Source organism: Luteimonas deserti, assembly GCF_013425765.1.
Lineage (GTDB): Bacteria > Pseudomonadota > Gammaproteobacteria > Xanthomonadales > Xanthomonadaceae > Luteimonas > Luteimonas deserti.
The window spans coordinates 311860-327060 of record NZ_JACCJZ010000013.1; the positions used below are offsets into that span (position 1 = coordinate 311860).

A 15201-nucleotide genomic window follows, 5' to 3' on the forward strand; every position below is an offset into this window, starting at 1 on the left:
ACAGGGCCGCTGCGGTGTCGCGCGCGGCCCGTCGGCGCGCGCTGCGAGTGCAGGGGCCGCAGCTGGTCAGAGCGGCGGCGCGCCGGGGCGCTTGAGCGCATCGCGGATCTCGCGAAGCAGCTTCACTTCCTCGCTGGACTCGGCCGGCTTCTCCGCCTCGGGCGCCTGCGCCTGCTTGCGCTTGAGGCGGTTGATGAAGCGGATGACGAGGAAGATCGCGAAGGCGACGATGGTGAACTGGACGATGGTGTTGAAGAACTCGCCGAGCGCGATGAAGACCTCCGGCACCTCTTCGCCGGTGACGGTGTCCACCGTCGCCTCGCGCAGCGTGATGCCCCAGTCTGCGAAATCCACCCCGCCGATCAGCATCCCGAGCGGCGGCATGATCACCTTGTCCACCAGCGCGGTGACGATGCGGCCGAACGAGGCGCCGATGACCACACCGACCGCGAGATCGATCACATTGCCGCGAACGGCGAATTCCTTGAACTCGGCGAGCATGCCCATGGTGCTGAAATCCTGCGCAATGAAAACCTGCGCGACTATAGCGACGGTGCGGTGATTCTGCAGTGCAGCGCCAGCACGTCGTCGAGCCGCGCGTCGCAGACATCGCCGGGCTGCAGCGCGGCGACGCCGGCGGGCGTCCCCATGAAGACCAGATCGCCGGCACGCAGCGCGAACAGGGCGGACAGCTCGTGCAGGATCTCCGGCACGCTCCAGATCAGCTGGTCCAGGGTCGCGTGCTGGCGAAGGGCGCCGTTGACGTGCAGGGACAGCGCGCGCGGTGCCAGTGCGCCGAGCTCCGCGGCCGGAACCAGCTCGCCCACCGGCGCGGAGGCATCGAAGCCCTTGGCCACGTCCCAGGGCAGGCCCTTGGCCTTCGCCGCGGCCTGCAGGTCGCGGCGGGTCAGGTCGAGACCGACGGCGTAGCCGTAGACGAGGTCGGCAGCATGGTCCACGTCGAGGATGCCCGCTGGCGCGTCGCGACCGAGTGCCACCACCAGTTCCACTTCGTGATGCAGATCGCGGGTCGCGCTGGGGTAGGGCACCTCGACGCTCGTGACCACGGCGTCCGCGGGTTTGGCGAAGAACACCGGCGTGCCCCGGTCGGCTTTCGATGCAGGTGCGTCCGCCCCCATCTCGCGCGCGTGATCGGCGAAGTTGCGCCCCACGCAATAGATGCGGCGCACCGGAAACGTCCCGCCGCCGCGTACGGCAAGGCGGCTCGGGGCTGCAACGGGCACGACGTCGTGCGGCGATCCGGTCATGAACGGCCTCGGGAATCCGGCAGGGGGGGAGAACGGGAGACGGCGTCGGCCGACGCGGGCACTCAGCGCAGGACGGGCTGGTCCCGGTTGCGTACGACGCGGTATTCCGCGTCCACGAAGCGTGCATCGACGGCGCGCGTCGCGCGCGTTCCGCCTGCACCACGCAGCAGCAGCCGGCGTGCGATGCCGAACAGGATCATCGCCGCGCCGATGAACACCCCGGCCACCAGCAGCACTGCCAGCAGCGCGATGCCGGTCAGCCCCAGCAGGACGCGCAGCAAAGGATGACGCGGCTTGCGCGGCGCGAACATCGCGCGGACGCCGGACGCATCGAAACGGGCATGCAGATCGCGGAAGAAGGCCTTGGACATCGTCGATGGAGGCTCGTGAGACAATGCGGCGCGTTGCCGGGCGACCAGTATCGGTCGACCCCCGATCGGAGTTGTAATGTCTTCGTTAAATCCGCGTGAGGATGGCGGGCTTGCGTCGCTCGAAGCCGTCGCCGACGGCGCGATCGTCGAACTCGAGGCCCTGGTGGACGGTGAGCCCGAGTCGGTCCTGGTGCACCGCTCAGGCCAGACCGTGCGCGCCTGGCTCAACATCTGCCCGCATGCCGGCCGGCGGCTGGATTGGGCGCCCGGGCAGTTTCTGGTGTCCAAGGCCGGGCATCTGGTGTGCGCCGCGCACGGCGCGAGCTTCTCGCTGGCCGACGGCCTGTGCGTGGACGGCCCCTGCAAGGGCGAGTCGCTGCGCGCCGTGCCGGTGACCGTGCGCGACGGCCGTATCGTGGCCGTCTGAGCCGGCGGCGCCTCAGAACAGCAGGTTGACCATCAGCACGATCACCGCGGTGTAGAGCAGCGAGATCGGCAGACCCATCCGCCACAGTTCGCGCGCCTTGTAGCCGGCCGGGCCGATGATCATGGACATCACCGGGTTCGACTGGGTGACGAAGTTGTTGGATGCGGCCAGTGCGGTGATCAGTGCGAACGCGGTCGGATTCCCGCCCGCGGCCAGCGCGAGGTTGATCGCGAGCGGCACGACGACGATGGTCGCACCGACGTGGCTGATGACCATCGAGAAGGCCGCCGTGAGCAATGCGACCGCCAGCTCAAGCACCCAGATCGGCAGGCCCGACGGCAGGCGTTCGATGGTATGGCCGGCCACCCACGCCGCCGCGCCGCTCGAATCCATCGCCCAGCCCAGCGGAATCAGGCAGGCCATCAGGAACACGGTCTTCCAGTTGATGGCGCCGTAGGCCTCGTCCATCTTCAGCACACCGAACACCAGCATGCCGGCCACGCCGGTCATCAACGCCACCGAGGTGGGGATGCGCGAAGACACCGCGATCAGCATCGTCATGGCGAAGATCGCCATCGCGATCTTGAACTTGTGCGGGCGCTGCTCGCCTTTCGGGTAGTCGGTGACGATGAGGAAATCCAGCGATTTCGCGGTCTTGGCCAGGTCCTGCCAGATGCTGTGCAGCACCAGCATGTCGCCCGCGCGCAGCGGCAGCTTGCGCACGTCGTCGCGCAGCACCTGCTTGTCGCGGTTGATCGCCAGCAGGCGCACGCCGTAGGTCTTGCCCAGGCTGAGTTCGGCGGCGGACTTGCCGATGAACTTCGAGGTCGGAGGGATCACCGCTTCCGCGATGCCGGCGCGGCTCGGGTTGAACAGGTCGCCGAAGTGGCGCAGGCGCGTGCTCAGCCGCAGAAACTGGTTCTGCGCGAAATCCGCCACCTGTTGCCGCGGTCCCATCGCGCCGATCACGCTGCCGACCCAGATGCGCGTGTCCACCGGCGGCGCGAGCCGGGCGTCGTTCTCGGATTTCAGCGCCAGCAGCAGCGGTGCCTCGTGGATCGCCTCGGCCTCGCCGAACGTCATGCCCACCAGCGGGCTGTCGGCGGTCACCGTGAGCTCGAAGACGTCGCCGCCGATGCCGTAGGCGCTGGCGAAGTAGCTCTGCGTGCGCGCGGGAGTCACGTTGCCCTCGGTCGTCTCGCCGAGTTCGTCGAGCTGGCTGTGGCCGCGGAAGTGGAAATAGGCGATGCCGACCACCAGCAGGGTCAGGCCGATCGGCAATGGCGCGAACATGTTGAGCGATTCGAGCGTCGCCGCGCCCGATGGCAGGTTGGCATTGGCCGCGGTCAGCAGGTCGTTGAGCAGGATCAGGGGCGAGCTGCCGACCATCGTCAGCGTGCCGCCCATGACGATCGCTACGCATACCGGCAGCAGGATCTGCGCCAGGCGCAGGCCCGAGCGCGAGGCCAGACGCGCGGCGACAGGCATGTACAGCGCCATCACCGACGGATTCTGCATGACCGAGGAATTGAGTCCGGCAGTGGCCGAGGTGAGCAGCAGCAGATGGCGCTCGTTGCCCTTGGAGCGCCGCAGCAGCCAGCCGGCCAGCCGGTTGAGCGCGCCGGTGCGGTCGAGCCCCATGCCGAGAATCATCGTCGCAATCACGCTGATGACCGCGTTGGACGAGAAGCCGTTGAACACGTCCTCCGGTGCGACCAGGCCGGTCAGCCCGAGCATCACCAGCACCACCAGCGCGACCAGGTCCGCGCGCACGCGCTGGAACACGAACAGCACCATCGTCAGGGCCACCAGGCCCAGCACGATCTGCATGTCGGTGGTCAGCGCGAGCGTGCCGTCCATCAGCGCCCGGATCGCTGGCGGTGTCGTGCGGGCGGCGGTTCAGAGCCGGTCATCGGCGACAGCCTGACCGCTGCCGCGTGCAGCGGATGTCGAACCCGGCGTCCTCCGCGCGGGGCCACGGCTCAGGGTGCCGGCGGCACGTCGGGATCGACGCGGTCGTAGATGAGATCCCAGACGCCGTGGCCGAGCTTCTGCCCACGGGTTTCGAAGTGGGTCTGCGGCCGCCACTGCGGACGCGCGACATGGCCGCGCGGCCCGGCGCGATTGCGCAGTCCGGGGATCGCGTCGAGCACGTCCCACATCTGCTCGGCGTAGTCGGCCCAGTCGGTCGCCAGGTGCAGTCGGCCGGCAACGGACAGCTTGCGGACCAGAAGGGCCGCGAATCCGGCCTGCACCAGGCGACGCTTGTTGTGGCGCTTCTTGTGCCACGGATCCGGAAAGTAGATGCGGATCTCGTCGAGCGCGCCGTCGGCGATCTCGTGTTCCAGCACTTCGACTGCGTCGTGATGGTAGACACGGACGTTGTCGTTGCCGTCCTCGGCCAGCGCGTTGAGCACCCGGCCCACGCCCGGCGCGTGGACTTCGATCCCGATGTGATCGCGCGAGGGGTCCAGTTGCACCGAGTGCCGCAGCGCCGCCCCGTTGCCGAAGCCGATCTCGACGATGCGCGGGGCACTGCGGCCGAACACCGCGTCGAAGTCGCGCGGTATGCCCTGGTAGTCCAGGCCGAACCGGGGCCAGGCGTCATCGAACGCGCGCTGCTGGGCCGGGGTGAAGCGGCCCTGGCGCAGCACGAAGCTGCGGATCTCGCGGCGACCTTCGACGGCCGTGAACGGCTTCGGCGGCGCCTTGGCACCTTCGCTGGAAAACGGATCGGTCATCGCGCCGCGATCAGCCCACCAGCCCGTCGACCGGCGAGGACGCACTTGCGAAACGCTTGCGCGGAATGCGGCCGGCGAGGAAGGCCTCGCGCCCGGCCTCGACCGCCTTGCGCATCGCGCTGGCCATCAGCACCGGGTTGCGCGCGCCGGCGATCGCGGTGTTCATCAGCACGCCGTCGCAGCCCAGCTCCATCGCGATCGCGGCATCGGACGCGGTGCCGACACCGGCGTCGACGATGATCGGCACCTTGGCGTTCTCGATGATCTCGATCAAGTTGTACTTGTTCTGGATGCCGAGGCCCGAGCCGATCGGCGCGGCCAGCGGCATCACCGCGGCGCAGCCGATCTCTTCGAGCCGCTTGGCCAGGATCGGATCGTCGGAGGTGTAGACCATGACGTCGAAGCCGTCCTTGACCAGCTGCTCGGCGGCCTTGAGCGTCTGCACGACATCGGGGAACAGCGTGCGCGCATCGCCCAGCACTTCCAGCTTGGTGAGCTTGTGGCCGTCGAGCAGTTCACGCGCCAGGCGACAGGTGCGCACCGCGTCCTCGGCGGTGTAGCAGCCGGCGGTGTTGGGCAGGATGGTGTAGCGCTCCGGCGGCAGCACATCGAGCAGGTTGGGCTCGCCGGGGGTCTGTCCGATATTGGTGCGGCGGATCGCGACGGTGACGATCTGCGCACCGGCCGCCTCGGTGGCCAGGCGGGTCTCGTCGAGATCCCTGAACTTGCCCGTGCCGGTCAACAGCCGCGAGCGGTAGGTCGTGCCGGCGATGACCAGGCCGGCGTCTTCGGGAGATGTGTGCGTCATCGGCGGATTATCGCCGATGCGGGGCAGGCGTGCGGCCATGGTTCGGAATCGACGACCGTGGATGCCGAGGACAGCGACGCGGTGCGGGCGGCATGCCGGCGCGTGCGGACCGCACTTCGCCCGACCCGGCTCGCCCCCCGCGGCGGGATGCGTGCAGGCTGACCGCCCTGCGCCGGCCTGATCCTGCGCTGCGCGGGGTCAGCCGCCTCCGAGGGCATGCACGATCTCGACGCGGTCTCCCGGATCGAGCAGATGGTCCGCATGCCGGCCGCGCGGCACGATCTCGCCATTGACCTCGACCGCCACACGCCGCCCGGCCAGGCCTTCGCGTTCGAGCAGGCCGGCGATGGTGGTGCCGGGATCGAGGGGGCGGTGTTCGCCATTGAGCTGGATGTCCATGCCGCGATTGTCCCTGCTGCGCGCCCGGGGTGCACGCGATGCCGCAGTGCGGCGTGCCGGCCGCGGAACGCCCGTGGGACCATTCCGCAATGCGGTCCCGTACGGGACTGCGGACGCGGGCGCTTCGATGATCGCCTGCCCTCATGACTCCCGGGAGAGATCCACAATGCCGTCCAGGCCCCTCCGTGCCGCCCTCGCCATCGCCCTCGCCGCGGCCGCCGCGCCCGCATTCGCCGCCGACACGTTCTCGCGCACGGTGTTCTTCGGCGACAGCCTCACCGATTCGGGCTACTTCCGGCCGCTCCTCGGCCCGCAGGGCGCGGTCATCGGCCGGTTCACCACCAATCCCGGCCTGGCCTGGTCGGAGTGGGTTGCCGACCGCTACGGCACCCGCGCCGAAGCCAACGGCAACGGGCAGACCGGCGACAACTACGCCGCCGGCGGCGCGCGTGTCGCGGTCGATTCGGTCGGCGGACTCGGCCCGATCCCATCGCTGGTCACCCAGGCCAACCGCCATCTGGCCGCGAATGGTGGCCGCGCCGATCCCAATGCGCTCTACACCGTCTGGGGCGGCGCCAACGACCTCTTCGCCGTGCAGGCCAACCCGGCCCAGGCCCAGCAGATCATCGGTTCTGCGGTGACCGCGCAGGTCGGCCTGGTCGGCGCCCTGCAGGGCGCCGGCGCGCGCTACGTGCTGGTGCCGTCGATTCCGGACATCGGCCTGACCCCCGGCTCGCGCGCCGGCGGCGCGATGGGCATGGCCCAGGGCACGGCGCTCGCCGCCACGTACAACACCGCCCTCTATTCCGGCCTGGCAGGGCAGAACCTGCGCGTGATCCCGGTCGACACCTTCCACTTCCTGCAGGAAGTCACCGCCAGCCCGGCGCTCTACGGCTTCGCCAACGTCACCTCGCCGGCGTGCCGCACCCAGCCGGCGCCGGCCGGGGACTCCTCGCTATTCTGCAATCCGGGTTCGCTGGTGACCCCGTCGGCCGCGAACAGTTATCTCTTCGCCGACGGCGTGCATCCGGCCAGCCGCGCGCACGAGATGATCGCCGACCTCGCGATCGCGATGATCGACGGCCCGCAGCAGATCGCGGTGCTGCCGCAGTCGGCGGCGATGACTGGACGCGCGCGCGCCGATCGAATCAACAACCGGCTCAGCCTCGCGCCCGCACGCGAGGACGGCCGCAGCTGGTGGGCCGACGTGCGCGCCGACATGCAGCGCTACGACAACGGCGATGCCTATGACGGCGTGGGCCCCGCACTGACGGTGGGCCTGGACTGGACCCGCGGCGATACCACGTTCGGCGGCTTTCTGGGCTACGGACGCCAGGGCAACGACTGGGGCCTGCGGCGCGGCAGCTGGGACCAGTCGGAAATGACGGTCGGCGGGTTCGTCGGCTGGCGCGCCGATGCCGGCGCCTGGGTGAATGTGCAGCTGAGCTACAGCGCGCTGGATTTCGACACGGATCGCACCGTGCAGATCGGCCCGGTCACCCGCGTGCACACCGGCCAGGCCGACGGCAGCAACGTCACCGCGGCAGTCGGCGCCGGCTGGAACTTCGGTGACGGCGCGCTGCAGCACGGCCCGGTGCTGTCGCTCGTCGCCCAGCGGATCGAGATCGACGGGTTCGCGGAAAGCGATCCCGGCATGTCGAGCTCGCTGGCGTATCCGTCGCAGGAGGTCGATTCGCTGGTCGGCAGCGCCGGCTGGCAGTTCGCCTATGCCGCCAGCGATGCCTTCCGCCCCTACGCCCGGGTCACGGTCGACCGCGAGTTCGAGGACGCGCCCGCGGAGGCCTTCGCGCAGTCGCAGTCGCTGCCGTCGACGCTGGTCTACGCCGTGCCGGCGCGCGGCTACGACACCCGCTATGCCACGGCGACGCTGGGTACGCAGACGCGTCTGTTCGGCCTCGATGCCAATGTCGGCGCCAGCCTGACGATCGGCCAGAAGGGCGGCAGCCACACCACGGCGTTCGCGACCATCGGTGCTGGATTCTGAGCCCGCGGCCGCCGGGCGACGCCGCGTGCGCGGCGTTGCCAAGGCGCGCACGGCCGGCATAGACTGGCCGCCTGCGCGGGTGTAGTTCAATGGTAGAACTGCAGCTTCCCAAGCTGCTAGCGTGGGTTCGATTCCCATCACCCGCTCCAAACCGACGGCGACGCCATCACGATGGTGTCGCCGTTTTCGTTCGCGACCGTCCCACGGCTGGTGCATCGATGAAGCTCGCGATCCTGTCCCGCAACACCCGTCTGTATTCGACCCGCCGCCTCGTCGAGGCCGCGCGCCAGCGCGGTCACACCGTGCGCGTGCTGGACCCGTTGCGCTGCTATATGCGCATCGCCAGCGACGGATTCTCGATGCGCTACAAGGGCCGGCCGATCGAGGCCTACGATTCGGTGATCCCGCGCTTCGCGGCCTCGGTCGCGCGGTACGGTTGCGCGGTGCTGCACCAGTTCGAACTGATGGGCAGCTATGCCCCCAATCCGTCCACCGCATTCGCACGTGCCCGCGACAAGCTGCGCTGCCAGCAGCTGATGGCGGCCGACGGAATCGGCATGCCGGCCACCGTGTTCGGCGACAACCCGGACGATACGGACGACCTGCTGGCGATGCTCGGCCCGCCGCCGCACGTGATCAAGCTCAACGAGGGCATGCAGGGGGCCGGGGTCATGCTGACCGAAAAACCGTCCGCCTCCCGCGGCGTGGTCGAGGCGCTGCGCGGGCTCTATGCCAACTTCCTCGTGCAGGAGTTCATCGCCGAGGCCGAGGGCGCGGACCTGCGCTGTTTCGTGGTCGGCGATACCGTGATCGGTGCGATGCAACGCCAGGCGCCGGCCGGCGACTTCCGCTCGAACCTGCACCGTGGGGGCGTTGCATCGGCCGTCGAGACCACCGAGGAAGAGCGGGCGGTCGCGGTGCGTGCGGCGAAGGTGGTGGGCCTCGGCATTGCCGGTGTGGACCTCATCCGCTCGGCCCGGGGGCCCCTGGTACTCGAGGTCAACGCGTCGCCCGGACTGGAAGGCATCGAGGCCGCCACCGGAACCGACATCGCCGGCGGCATCGTCGAGCATCTCGCACGTCATGTCGCCGCGACGGCCCGGCCCCCCCGGCGGCGCAAGCTGCAGCCCGCGAACGGAACGTGAACATTTTTTTTCCGCTTTCCGACGGCGCCGCGGGCTAGCCTGCAAGTCCGGAGTCCGCTGCGCTCTCTCCGCCCCGGTGATACGGGGTTCGCGGCGGACGAAGGGGCAATCGGGGCATCACCTTTCGACCCGGACGGCGACGTCCGGGTCTTTTTGTATGCGTCGCCGCGACGCCGTTCATGGAACCATCCGCCGCTGTACCATCACGCCGGAGCACCTCGCGGCTCCGCGTGCATCCGAATCGACCAGAGACCGACATCCAATGCACATCCTCGTCATCGAAGACAACCAGGACATCGCCGCGAACCTCGGCGACTACCTCGAAGACCGCGGCCATACCGTCGACTTCGCCGCCGATGGCGTGACCGGCCTGCATCTGGCCGTGGTCCACGACTTCGACGCCATCGTGCTGGACCTCAATCTGCCTGGGATGGACGGTCTGGAGGTCTGCCGCAAGCTGCGCAACGACGCACGCAAGCAGACCCCGGTGCTGATGCTCACCGCACGCGACAGCCTGGACAACAAGCTCGCCGGTTTCGATTCCGGGGCCGACGACTATCTGGTCAAGCCGTTCGCGCTGCAGGAGGTGGAGGTGCGGCTCAATGCACTGGCGCGCCGCGGCAAGGGCAACCACACCCGCGTGCTCGACGTCGGCGAGGTGGAGTACAACCTCGACACGCTGGAAGTGCGCCGCGGCGGCAAGCTGCTGCAGCTCAACCCGACCGCGCTGAAGATCCTGCAGTCGCTGATGGAAGCCTCGCCGGCCGTGGTCACGCGCCAGGAACTGGAAACCCGGGTCTGGGGCGAGGAACTGCCGGATTCGGATTCGCTGCGCGTGCATATCCACGGGCTGCGGGCGGTGGTCGACAAGCCCTTCGACACGCCGTACATCCAGACCCGGCACGGCATCGGTTACCGCATCGCGGTGCCGGATGCGGCGAACTGAGGTCGCCCCGGGCCGGCCGGCCCGCACGCGCACGCGGCGCTATCGCAGGCGGCTGCGCAGCCGCATCATCCTGTCGTTCCTGCTGCTCGGTCTCGGGCTCACGACGCTGTTCGCCTTCCTGACCCAGGAAGCGCGCGACCGGGTCGAGAACACCCTGGTCGAGGATCTGATGAACCGGAACATCGACGAGTACGCACGTCGCTACTACGTCGATCCCTCGAGCAATCCCGCCGCGCCGGTGGAGCAGATCCGCGCCCGCGTGGTCCGTCGCGACCGGTTCGAGGAGCTGCGCCGCGAGCAGCCGGACTGGTACGAGCTCGGCGACGGCATCCACCAGATCAGCGGTGTCGACGACGACGGCACGCCGTTCGTCTACAAGCTCGCGGTGCGCAAGACGCCCGACGAGTGGTTCTTCCTCGCCTACGACATGAGCGAGACCATGCGCGGCGCGACCCAGTTCCAGCGCGCGATCTTCGGTTCGGTGGTGCTGGTGTCGCTGCTGTCGCTGCTGATCGGCTGGTGGTCGGCGGCGCGCGTCATGAGCCCGGTGTCGGCCTTGGCCAACCGCCTGCGCAGCTCGGGCGACAGCTCGATGCCCGAGGCGCTGGCACCGCACTTTCCCGACGACGAAGTGGGCCAGCTCGCCAGCGCTCTCGACGATTACGCGTTCCGGCTCACCGAGGTCGTGCAGCGTGACCGCGAGTTCAATGCGGACGTCAGCCACGAGCTGCGCACGCCGCTGGCGGTGATCAAGGGCGCGGTGGAACTGCTGTTGTCGCGGCCCGAACTCGATGACAGGACCCGGACCCGGTTGCTGCGCATCCAGCGCGCCGAACAGCAGTGCACCGACCTGATCAGTGCGCTGCTGCTGCTCTCGCGCAACGAGCGCGGCCATGGCGCCACCGACGTCGGCAAGGTGGTCGAACAGCTGTTCGACGCGCACCGCCCGCAGCTGGCGGGCAAGCCGCTGTCGCTGCGTCTCGAGGGCGAGGGCCCGCTGGTGGTCGATGCGCCCGAATCCGCGGTGACCGTGGCACTCGGCAACCTGGTCGGCAATGCGATCAAGTACACGCTGGAAGGCGAGGTCGTGGTGCGTCTGGGCGAGCGCGACGTGGAGGTCGCCGACAGCGGTCCGGGGCTCAGCGCCGAGGACGCCGCGCGCCTGTTCGAGCGGGGGTATCGCGGCACCCACGCCGAGCATTCGCAGGGCGGCGGGATCGGTCTGTCGATCGTGCGCCGGCTGTGCGCCTTGTACGGCTGGCAGGTCCGCGTGGTGCCCGGCCCGGTCCGCGGTGTGGTCGCCACGCTCTCGTTCCGCCCCGGCTGACGCGCACGCGGCGCCGCTTCGGTGGCAGGGGCGTGCCTCCTTGATCCGGCTCGCCCTCACTGCGGAAGCGGACGGGCGCCGACCTCGCCCCACCCGTATGGCGTCGCTGGAAGGTGGGTCACCCGAGGGGCCCGCGTCAGCCCAAGCGCGCAATGTCAGCCTGCGGCGACGACGTGCTCCCGGTGCGCGGCGTCCTCGTGCCGGCAATGGACACGTCTCCGGCGGGCCGTGTTCGGCCGCGCAGACACGGTGCCGGCCTCTGCACGGGTCGTCCCATCGCCACGCGGAGACGGGCGCCGTGCAGCGCAGGCATTGCGCCTCGAAGATCGCGCTACAGGCGGATCCACCAGCAGCCGAGGTTGCGATGAAGCGAGAACACGGTCCGGCTGGCGCCGGCGCCGCCCGGCCCCGCCTGCTCCACGCGCAGGGACGTCGGGGGGCGGGGAGCGGCGGCGGTCGGCAGGTCGCGTGCGCTGACCCATCCCGTGAAGCCGTGTTCGGGCATCGCCGGGACGGGCTGTTCGGGACGCTGCGCGGTGATATTGAACAGCGGGCGCTGCGCGATCGCGTCGAGCCGCTCGAGGACCTGGTAGCCGCCGGACTGGCTCAGCCCCGGCCAGTGGTACAGCGCCACGAGGCGGTTGGTATCGCCGCTGTGGATGGCATGGCTCATTTCCTGGATCAGGCCGCGTAGCTGCCGCTGGCAGCCGCCGCGATACACGTTCGCCTGCCCGCCGCCGCGGGCATTGGCGGGGCCCTCCACCGCGCCGACGGCCAGACAGGAGCGGTCGGTGTAGATGGTGCCGCCATCGGGCGCCACACAGCGCCGCACCTGCGCGCCGGCGGCCGGTATCGCGGGAAGCGACAGCGCCGCGATCAGGGCCAACGGCAGGGTACGGGCAGGGGCGCGCGGCATGCCTGCAGCCTAGCGTCTGGCGCCCCCCCGGACCAGCGGCGCCCGTGCTCAGGCCAGGCGCGCGAGTACGGCCTGGGTGGGACGCGACAGATTGAGCGTGTAGAAATGCAGCGCAGGCGCGCCGCCGGCGATCAGCCGCTCGCACAGGCGCGCGACGATGTCCGCTCCGAGTTCGCGGATCGCGTCCGCATCGTCGCCGTGGGCGGTCATCTGCCGCTGCATCCAGCGCGGGATCTCGGCGCCGCAGGCCTCCGAGAAGCGCCGCAGCTGGGCGAAATTGGACACCGGCATGACACCCGGCACGATCGGCACCTCCACACCAGCCCGGCGCGCGGCCTCGACGAAATGGAAGTAGGCGTCCACGTTGTAGAAATACTGGGTGATCGCACCGTCCGCGCCGGCATCCACCTTGGCCTTGAAGTGGCGTAGATCGGCCAGCGCGTCGTCCGCCTGGGGGTGCACTTCCGGATAGCAGCCCACTTCGATGTGGAACGCATCGCCGAATTCGCTGCGGATGAAAGCGACCAGGTCGACGCCGTAGCGCAGGTCGCCCGGCCGGCCCATGCCCGAAGGCAGATCCCCGCGCAACGCGACCAGGCGCCGGCATCCGAGGGTGCGATAGAGCTCGAGCAGCGCGCGGATCTCGGCCCGGCTGCCACCGACGCACGAGACATGGGGCGCGGCGTCCAGGGCGTGATGCTGCTTGAGCCTCCGCACCGTCTCGGGCGTGTGGCTGAGCGTCGAGCCGCCGGCACCGAAGGTGCACGAGACGTAGTCCGGCGCGTGGCCCGCGAGCCGCTTCGCGGAGCGGTCGAGCTGGGTCCGCTGGTCCTCGGTCTTGGGTGGATAGAACTCGAAGCTGATCGGGATCATCGGACGGCAAGGCGACGGCGAGAGCTGGATCATATCGCTTCATCGCGATGAATAGGTTTTCGATGTCCGGTGCTGTCGCGGGGCCTGCCTGCACACGCCAGCGGACCGGCTTTGCGCGACCACGGTTTCGCCTTAGGCTGCGCCATGCCCGAGCGCCCTGCCGTTTCCGCCGACGCCCCCAGCTACCCACACGATCTGCTGGTGCAGGAGGTCCGTGAAACCCGGCAGCGGGCGCGTCTCGGTGGCGGCTTCTATGCCGTCGCTGCAGCTTTGGTGTTCAGCGTGGTGGGCTTCGGCGAGCCCTGGCGCCTGGTGGGCCTGGGTGTCGTCGGCCTGCTCGCCGGCCTCGCATTGCTGCGCGTCCTGCTGCCGCTGTCGGTCGCGCCCGATCCGCGCGAGGCGCGTCGCTACCGGGTGGCGGTCTGGACCATCGTGCTGCTCACCACCGTGGTGTGGGGCGCGCTGAGCGCATGGGCGCGGGTCGCGTTGCCGGAGCCCGCACCGTTGATCGCGCTGCTCTTCTCCGGTGCATCCGGCATGGCGCTGGCGCATACCCTGTGCATGCGCAGGCTGCCCTCGGCGCTGGCCATCCTCGCAGTGATGCTGCCTTCACTGGCGATGCTGTGGCGCGAGGTGGCGGTCGCGGTCGGCGTGACCTGGCTGGTGTACACGGCCTACATGCTGGCGGTGATGCTGCGCAGCCATCGCGAGTACTGGACCCGTCTCGGCCTGGAGGCGCAGCTGCGGCACCAGCGCGACGGCTTCGAGCGCCAGAGCCGCGCCGACGGCCTGACCGGTCTCGCCAACCGTCGGGAATTCCAGGATGCGCTGGAGCGGGCCATCATCGACGCGCGGGACGGCCAGCCGCTCTCGCTGCTGATCCTCGACATCGACCACTTCAAGCGTGTGAACGACAGTTTCGGGCATGCCGCGGGCGATGCCTGCCTGGCCGTGTTCGCCGAGCGTCTCGAGCGCGCGTTCCCGCCGCCCGCTCCGGTGTGCGCGCGCCTCGGCGGAGAAGAATTCGCCGTGGTCCTGCGCGATGACGCGAACGGGGCCCACGCGCGGGCCGAAGCCTTCCGCGGCGCCCTCGCATCCGCACCGATGACGTTCGACGGATTGGACGAAACGATCACCGTGAGCATCGGTTGCAGCATCTTCGATCCGGCCCGTCACACGGAGACGGAGCTGCTGTACCGCGATGCGGACGCCGCGCTCTACCGCGCCAAGAGCGGCGGCCGCAACCGCACGGAGCACGCGCGCGCGGCCGGTTGACGCCCTGCCTCGGGACACCGGGCGGTGAAGCCGCTACCGTGCCGGGGCCTCGCCTGCCCGGAAGCTTCAATGAACATCGTGTTGACTCCGTTCGCCCGCACGCGCCTGTTTCCGCGCGACCCCCGGCCGACGTCGATCCAGGACTGCAGCGCCGAAGCATTCGAGCAGCACGTCGCGACCCGCGCGCCCGAATGCGTGCTCCCGGGCTACGCACCGTTCTGCGTGCTGCACGTGCACCGCAACTGGACATCCACCCGCTGCTCCGTGGTCGAGATCACCGACGCCAACCGGCACCGGTTGCGTTCGGGCTACGAGGCGCGTTCTCGGGCCGAACTTCCGGTGCTCGTGCGGTGGTTCGAGAGCGAGGAGCCGCCGGTCGCCAAGTACCTGGTGCCGATTCTCTACAGTCGCGAGCAGATGGCGAAGGAGGGCACGCCGATCGATGCGGACTGGGGCATCGTCGGCTGCCTCTACACGATGACGCCGGAGGAGCTGCCGATGGCGCCGATCACCATGCTGCGCAATGCACTGGGCGTGGACGAGGGCGGATCGGGCGTGCCCCTCGATCGCGATGCCTACCGCCGAAGCGTCGCGTTCTGGGAGCGGCACGCGAACTGGCGCTGAACCGGCGGGGCATCGCGGCGACCCCGGCGGCCGCCATCGCGCAGGGGGCGACCGGTGTCGTGCACGACGGCGGGCA

At 69.7% G+C, this 15201-nt stretch carries 16 protein-coding genes and 1 tRNA gene; 8 read left to right on the top strand and 9 right to left on the bottom strand.

Going from position 1 to position 15201, the window contains the following annotated elements:
• Nucleotides 1-66: 66 nt before the first annotated feature.
• The 3 genes from mscL to H0E82_RS06665 form a co-directional block, all read right to left on the bottom strand.
• Nucleotides 67-507 carry a large-conductance mechanosensitive channel protein MscL gene (gene mscL / locus H0E82_RS06655; protein WP_180544659.1) on the bottom strand — a complete coding sequence of 147 codons (441 nt, stop codon included), beginning with the start codon at nucleotides 505-507 and terminating at the stop codon, nucleotides 67-69.
• 35 nt (nucleotides 508-542) lie between these two features.
• A complete protein-coding gene (locus tag H0E82_RS06660; RefSeq protein WP_180544660.1) occupies nucleotides 543-1268 on the bottom strand; it encodes a fumarylacetoacetate hydrolase family protein in 726 nt (241 codons plus the stop codon).
• Nucleotides 1269-1330: 62 nt separating this feature from the next.
• A complete protein-coding gene (locus H0E82_RS06665) occupies nucleotides 1331-1639 on the bottom strand; it encodes a hypothetical protein (RefSeq protein WP_235974201.1) in 309 nt (102 codons plus the stop codon).
• A gap of 76 nt (nucleotides 1640-1715) precedes the next feature.
• Here H0E82_RS06665 and H0E82_RS06670 point away from each other — a divergent pair, with 76 nt between their 5' ends.
• The gene (locus tag H0E82_RS06670) at nucleotides 1716-2066 is read left to right on the top strand and encodes a Rieske (2Fe-2S) protein (RefSeq protein WP_180544661.1); all 351 of its coding nucleotides are present in this window, start codon (nucleotides 1716-1718) and stop codon (nucleotides 2064-2066) included.
• A gap of 12 nt (nucleotides 2067-2078) precedes the next feature.
• Here H0E82_RS06670 and H0E82_RS06675 read toward each other — a convergent pair whose 3' ends face one another.
• From H0E82_RS06675 to thiS, 4 genes are all read right to left on the bottom strand, one after another.
• Entirely contained in the window at nucleotides 2079-3926 is a 1848-nt protein-coding gene (locus tag H0E82_RS06675) for an SLC13 family permease (RefSeq protein ID WP_180544662.1), read from the bottom strand.
• A gap of 122 nt (nucleotides 3927-4048) precedes the next feature.
• Entirely contained in the window at nucleotides 4049-4807 is a 759-nt protein-coding gene (gene trmB, locus H0E82_RS06680) for a tRNA (guanosine(46)-N7)-methyltransferase TrmB (protein WP_180544663.1), read from the bottom strand.
• Nucleotides 4808-4817: 10 nt separating this feature from the next.
• Complete coding sequence (locus H0E82_RS06685; protein ID WP_180544664.1) at nucleotides 4818-5615, bottom strand: thiazole synthase; 798 nt, start codon at nucleotides 5613-5615, stop codon at nucleotides 4818-4820.
• 198 nt (nucleotides 5616-5813) lie between these two features.
• Nucleotides 5814-6014 (bottom strand): sulfur carrier protein ThiS, encoded by a 201-nt coding sequence (gene thiS / locus H0E82_RS06690; protein WP_180544665.1) that lies wholly within the window; start codon nucleotides 6012-6014, stop codon nucleotides 5814-5816.
• Nucleotides 6015-6180: 166 nt separating this feature from the next.
• Here thiS and H0E82_RS06695 point away from each other — a divergent pair, with 166 nt between their 5' ends.
• The 5 genes from H0E82_RS06695 (at nucleotide 6181) to H0E82_RS06715 (ending at nucleotide 11437) form a co-directional block, all read left to right on the top strand.
• The gene (locus H0E82_RS06695; RefSeq protein ID WP_180544666.1) at nucleotides 6181-8019 is read left to right on the top strand and encodes an autotransporter domain-containing protein; all 1839 of its coding nucleotides are present in this window, start codon (nucleotides 6181-6183) and stop codon (nucleotides 8017-8019) included.
• A 75-nt stretch (nucleotides 8020-8094) separates the two neighbouring features.
• Nucleotides 8095-8168: transfer RNA gene (locus H0E82_RS06700), tRNA-Gly, on the top strand.
• A 69-nt stretch (nucleotides 8169-8237) separates the two neighbouring features.
• On the top strand, nucleotides 8238-9164 hold the full coding sequence (rimK, locus tag H0E82_RS06705) for a 30S ribosomal protein S6--L-glutamate ligase (RefSeq protein ID WP_180544667.1): 927 nt from the start codon (nucleotides 8238-8240) through the stop codon (nucleotides 9162-9164).
• A gap of 262 nt (nucleotides 9165-9426) precedes the next feature.
• Nucleotides 9427-10110, top strand: coding sequence for a response regulator transcription factor (locus tag H0E82_RS06710; protein WP_180544668.1), 684 nt, complete (start codon nucleotides 9427-9429; stop codon nucleotides 10108-10110).
• Complete coding sequence (locus tag H0E82_RS06715) at nucleotides 10097-11437, top strand: sensor histidine kinase (RefSeq protein WP_180544669.1); 1341 nt, start codon at nucleotides 10097-10099, stop codon at nucleotides 11435-11437. The genes H0E82_RS06710 and H0E82_RS06715 overlap by 14 nt, the downstream gene beginning before the upstream one ends.
• Nucleotides 11438-11768: 331 nt before the next feature.
• Here the strand turns inward: H0E82_RS06715 and H0E82_RS06720 are convergent, their stop codons facing one another.
• Both H0E82_RS06720 and metF read right to left on the bottom strand, forming a co-directional pair.
• Entirely contained in the window at nucleotides 11769-12353 is a 585-nt protein-coding gene (locus H0E82_RS06720; protein WP_180544670.1) for a hypothetical protein, read from the bottom strand.
• A gap of 48 nt (nucleotides 12354-12401) precedes the next feature.
• The gene (gene metF / locus H0E82_RS06725) at nucleotides 12402-13226 is read right to left on the bottom strand and encodes a methylenetetrahydrofolate reductase [NAD(P)H] (protein WP_180544671.1); all 825 of its coding nucleotides are present in this window, start codon (nucleotides 13224-13226) and stop codon (nucleotides 12402-12404) included.
• A 144-nt stretch (nucleotides 13227-13370) separates the two neighbouring features.
• Here metF and H0E82_RS06730 point away from each other — a divergent pair, with 144 nt between their 5' ends.
• Both H0E82_RS06730 and H0E82_RS06735 read left to right on the top strand, forming a co-directional pair.
• A complete protein-coding gene (locus tag H0E82_RS06730; RefSeq protein ID WP_180544672.1) occupies nucleotides 13371-14501 on the top strand; it encodes a GGDEF domain-containing protein in 1131 nt (376 codons plus the stop codon).
• A gap of 69 nt (nucleotides 14502-14570) precedes the next feature.
• Complete coding sequence (locus tag H0E82_RS06735) at nucleotides 14571-15125, top strand: DUF3228 family protein (RefSeq protein ID WP_180544673.1); 555 nt, start codon at nucleotides 14571-14573, stop codon at nucleotides 15123-15125.
• Nucleotides 15126-15201: the final 76 nt, after the last annotated feature.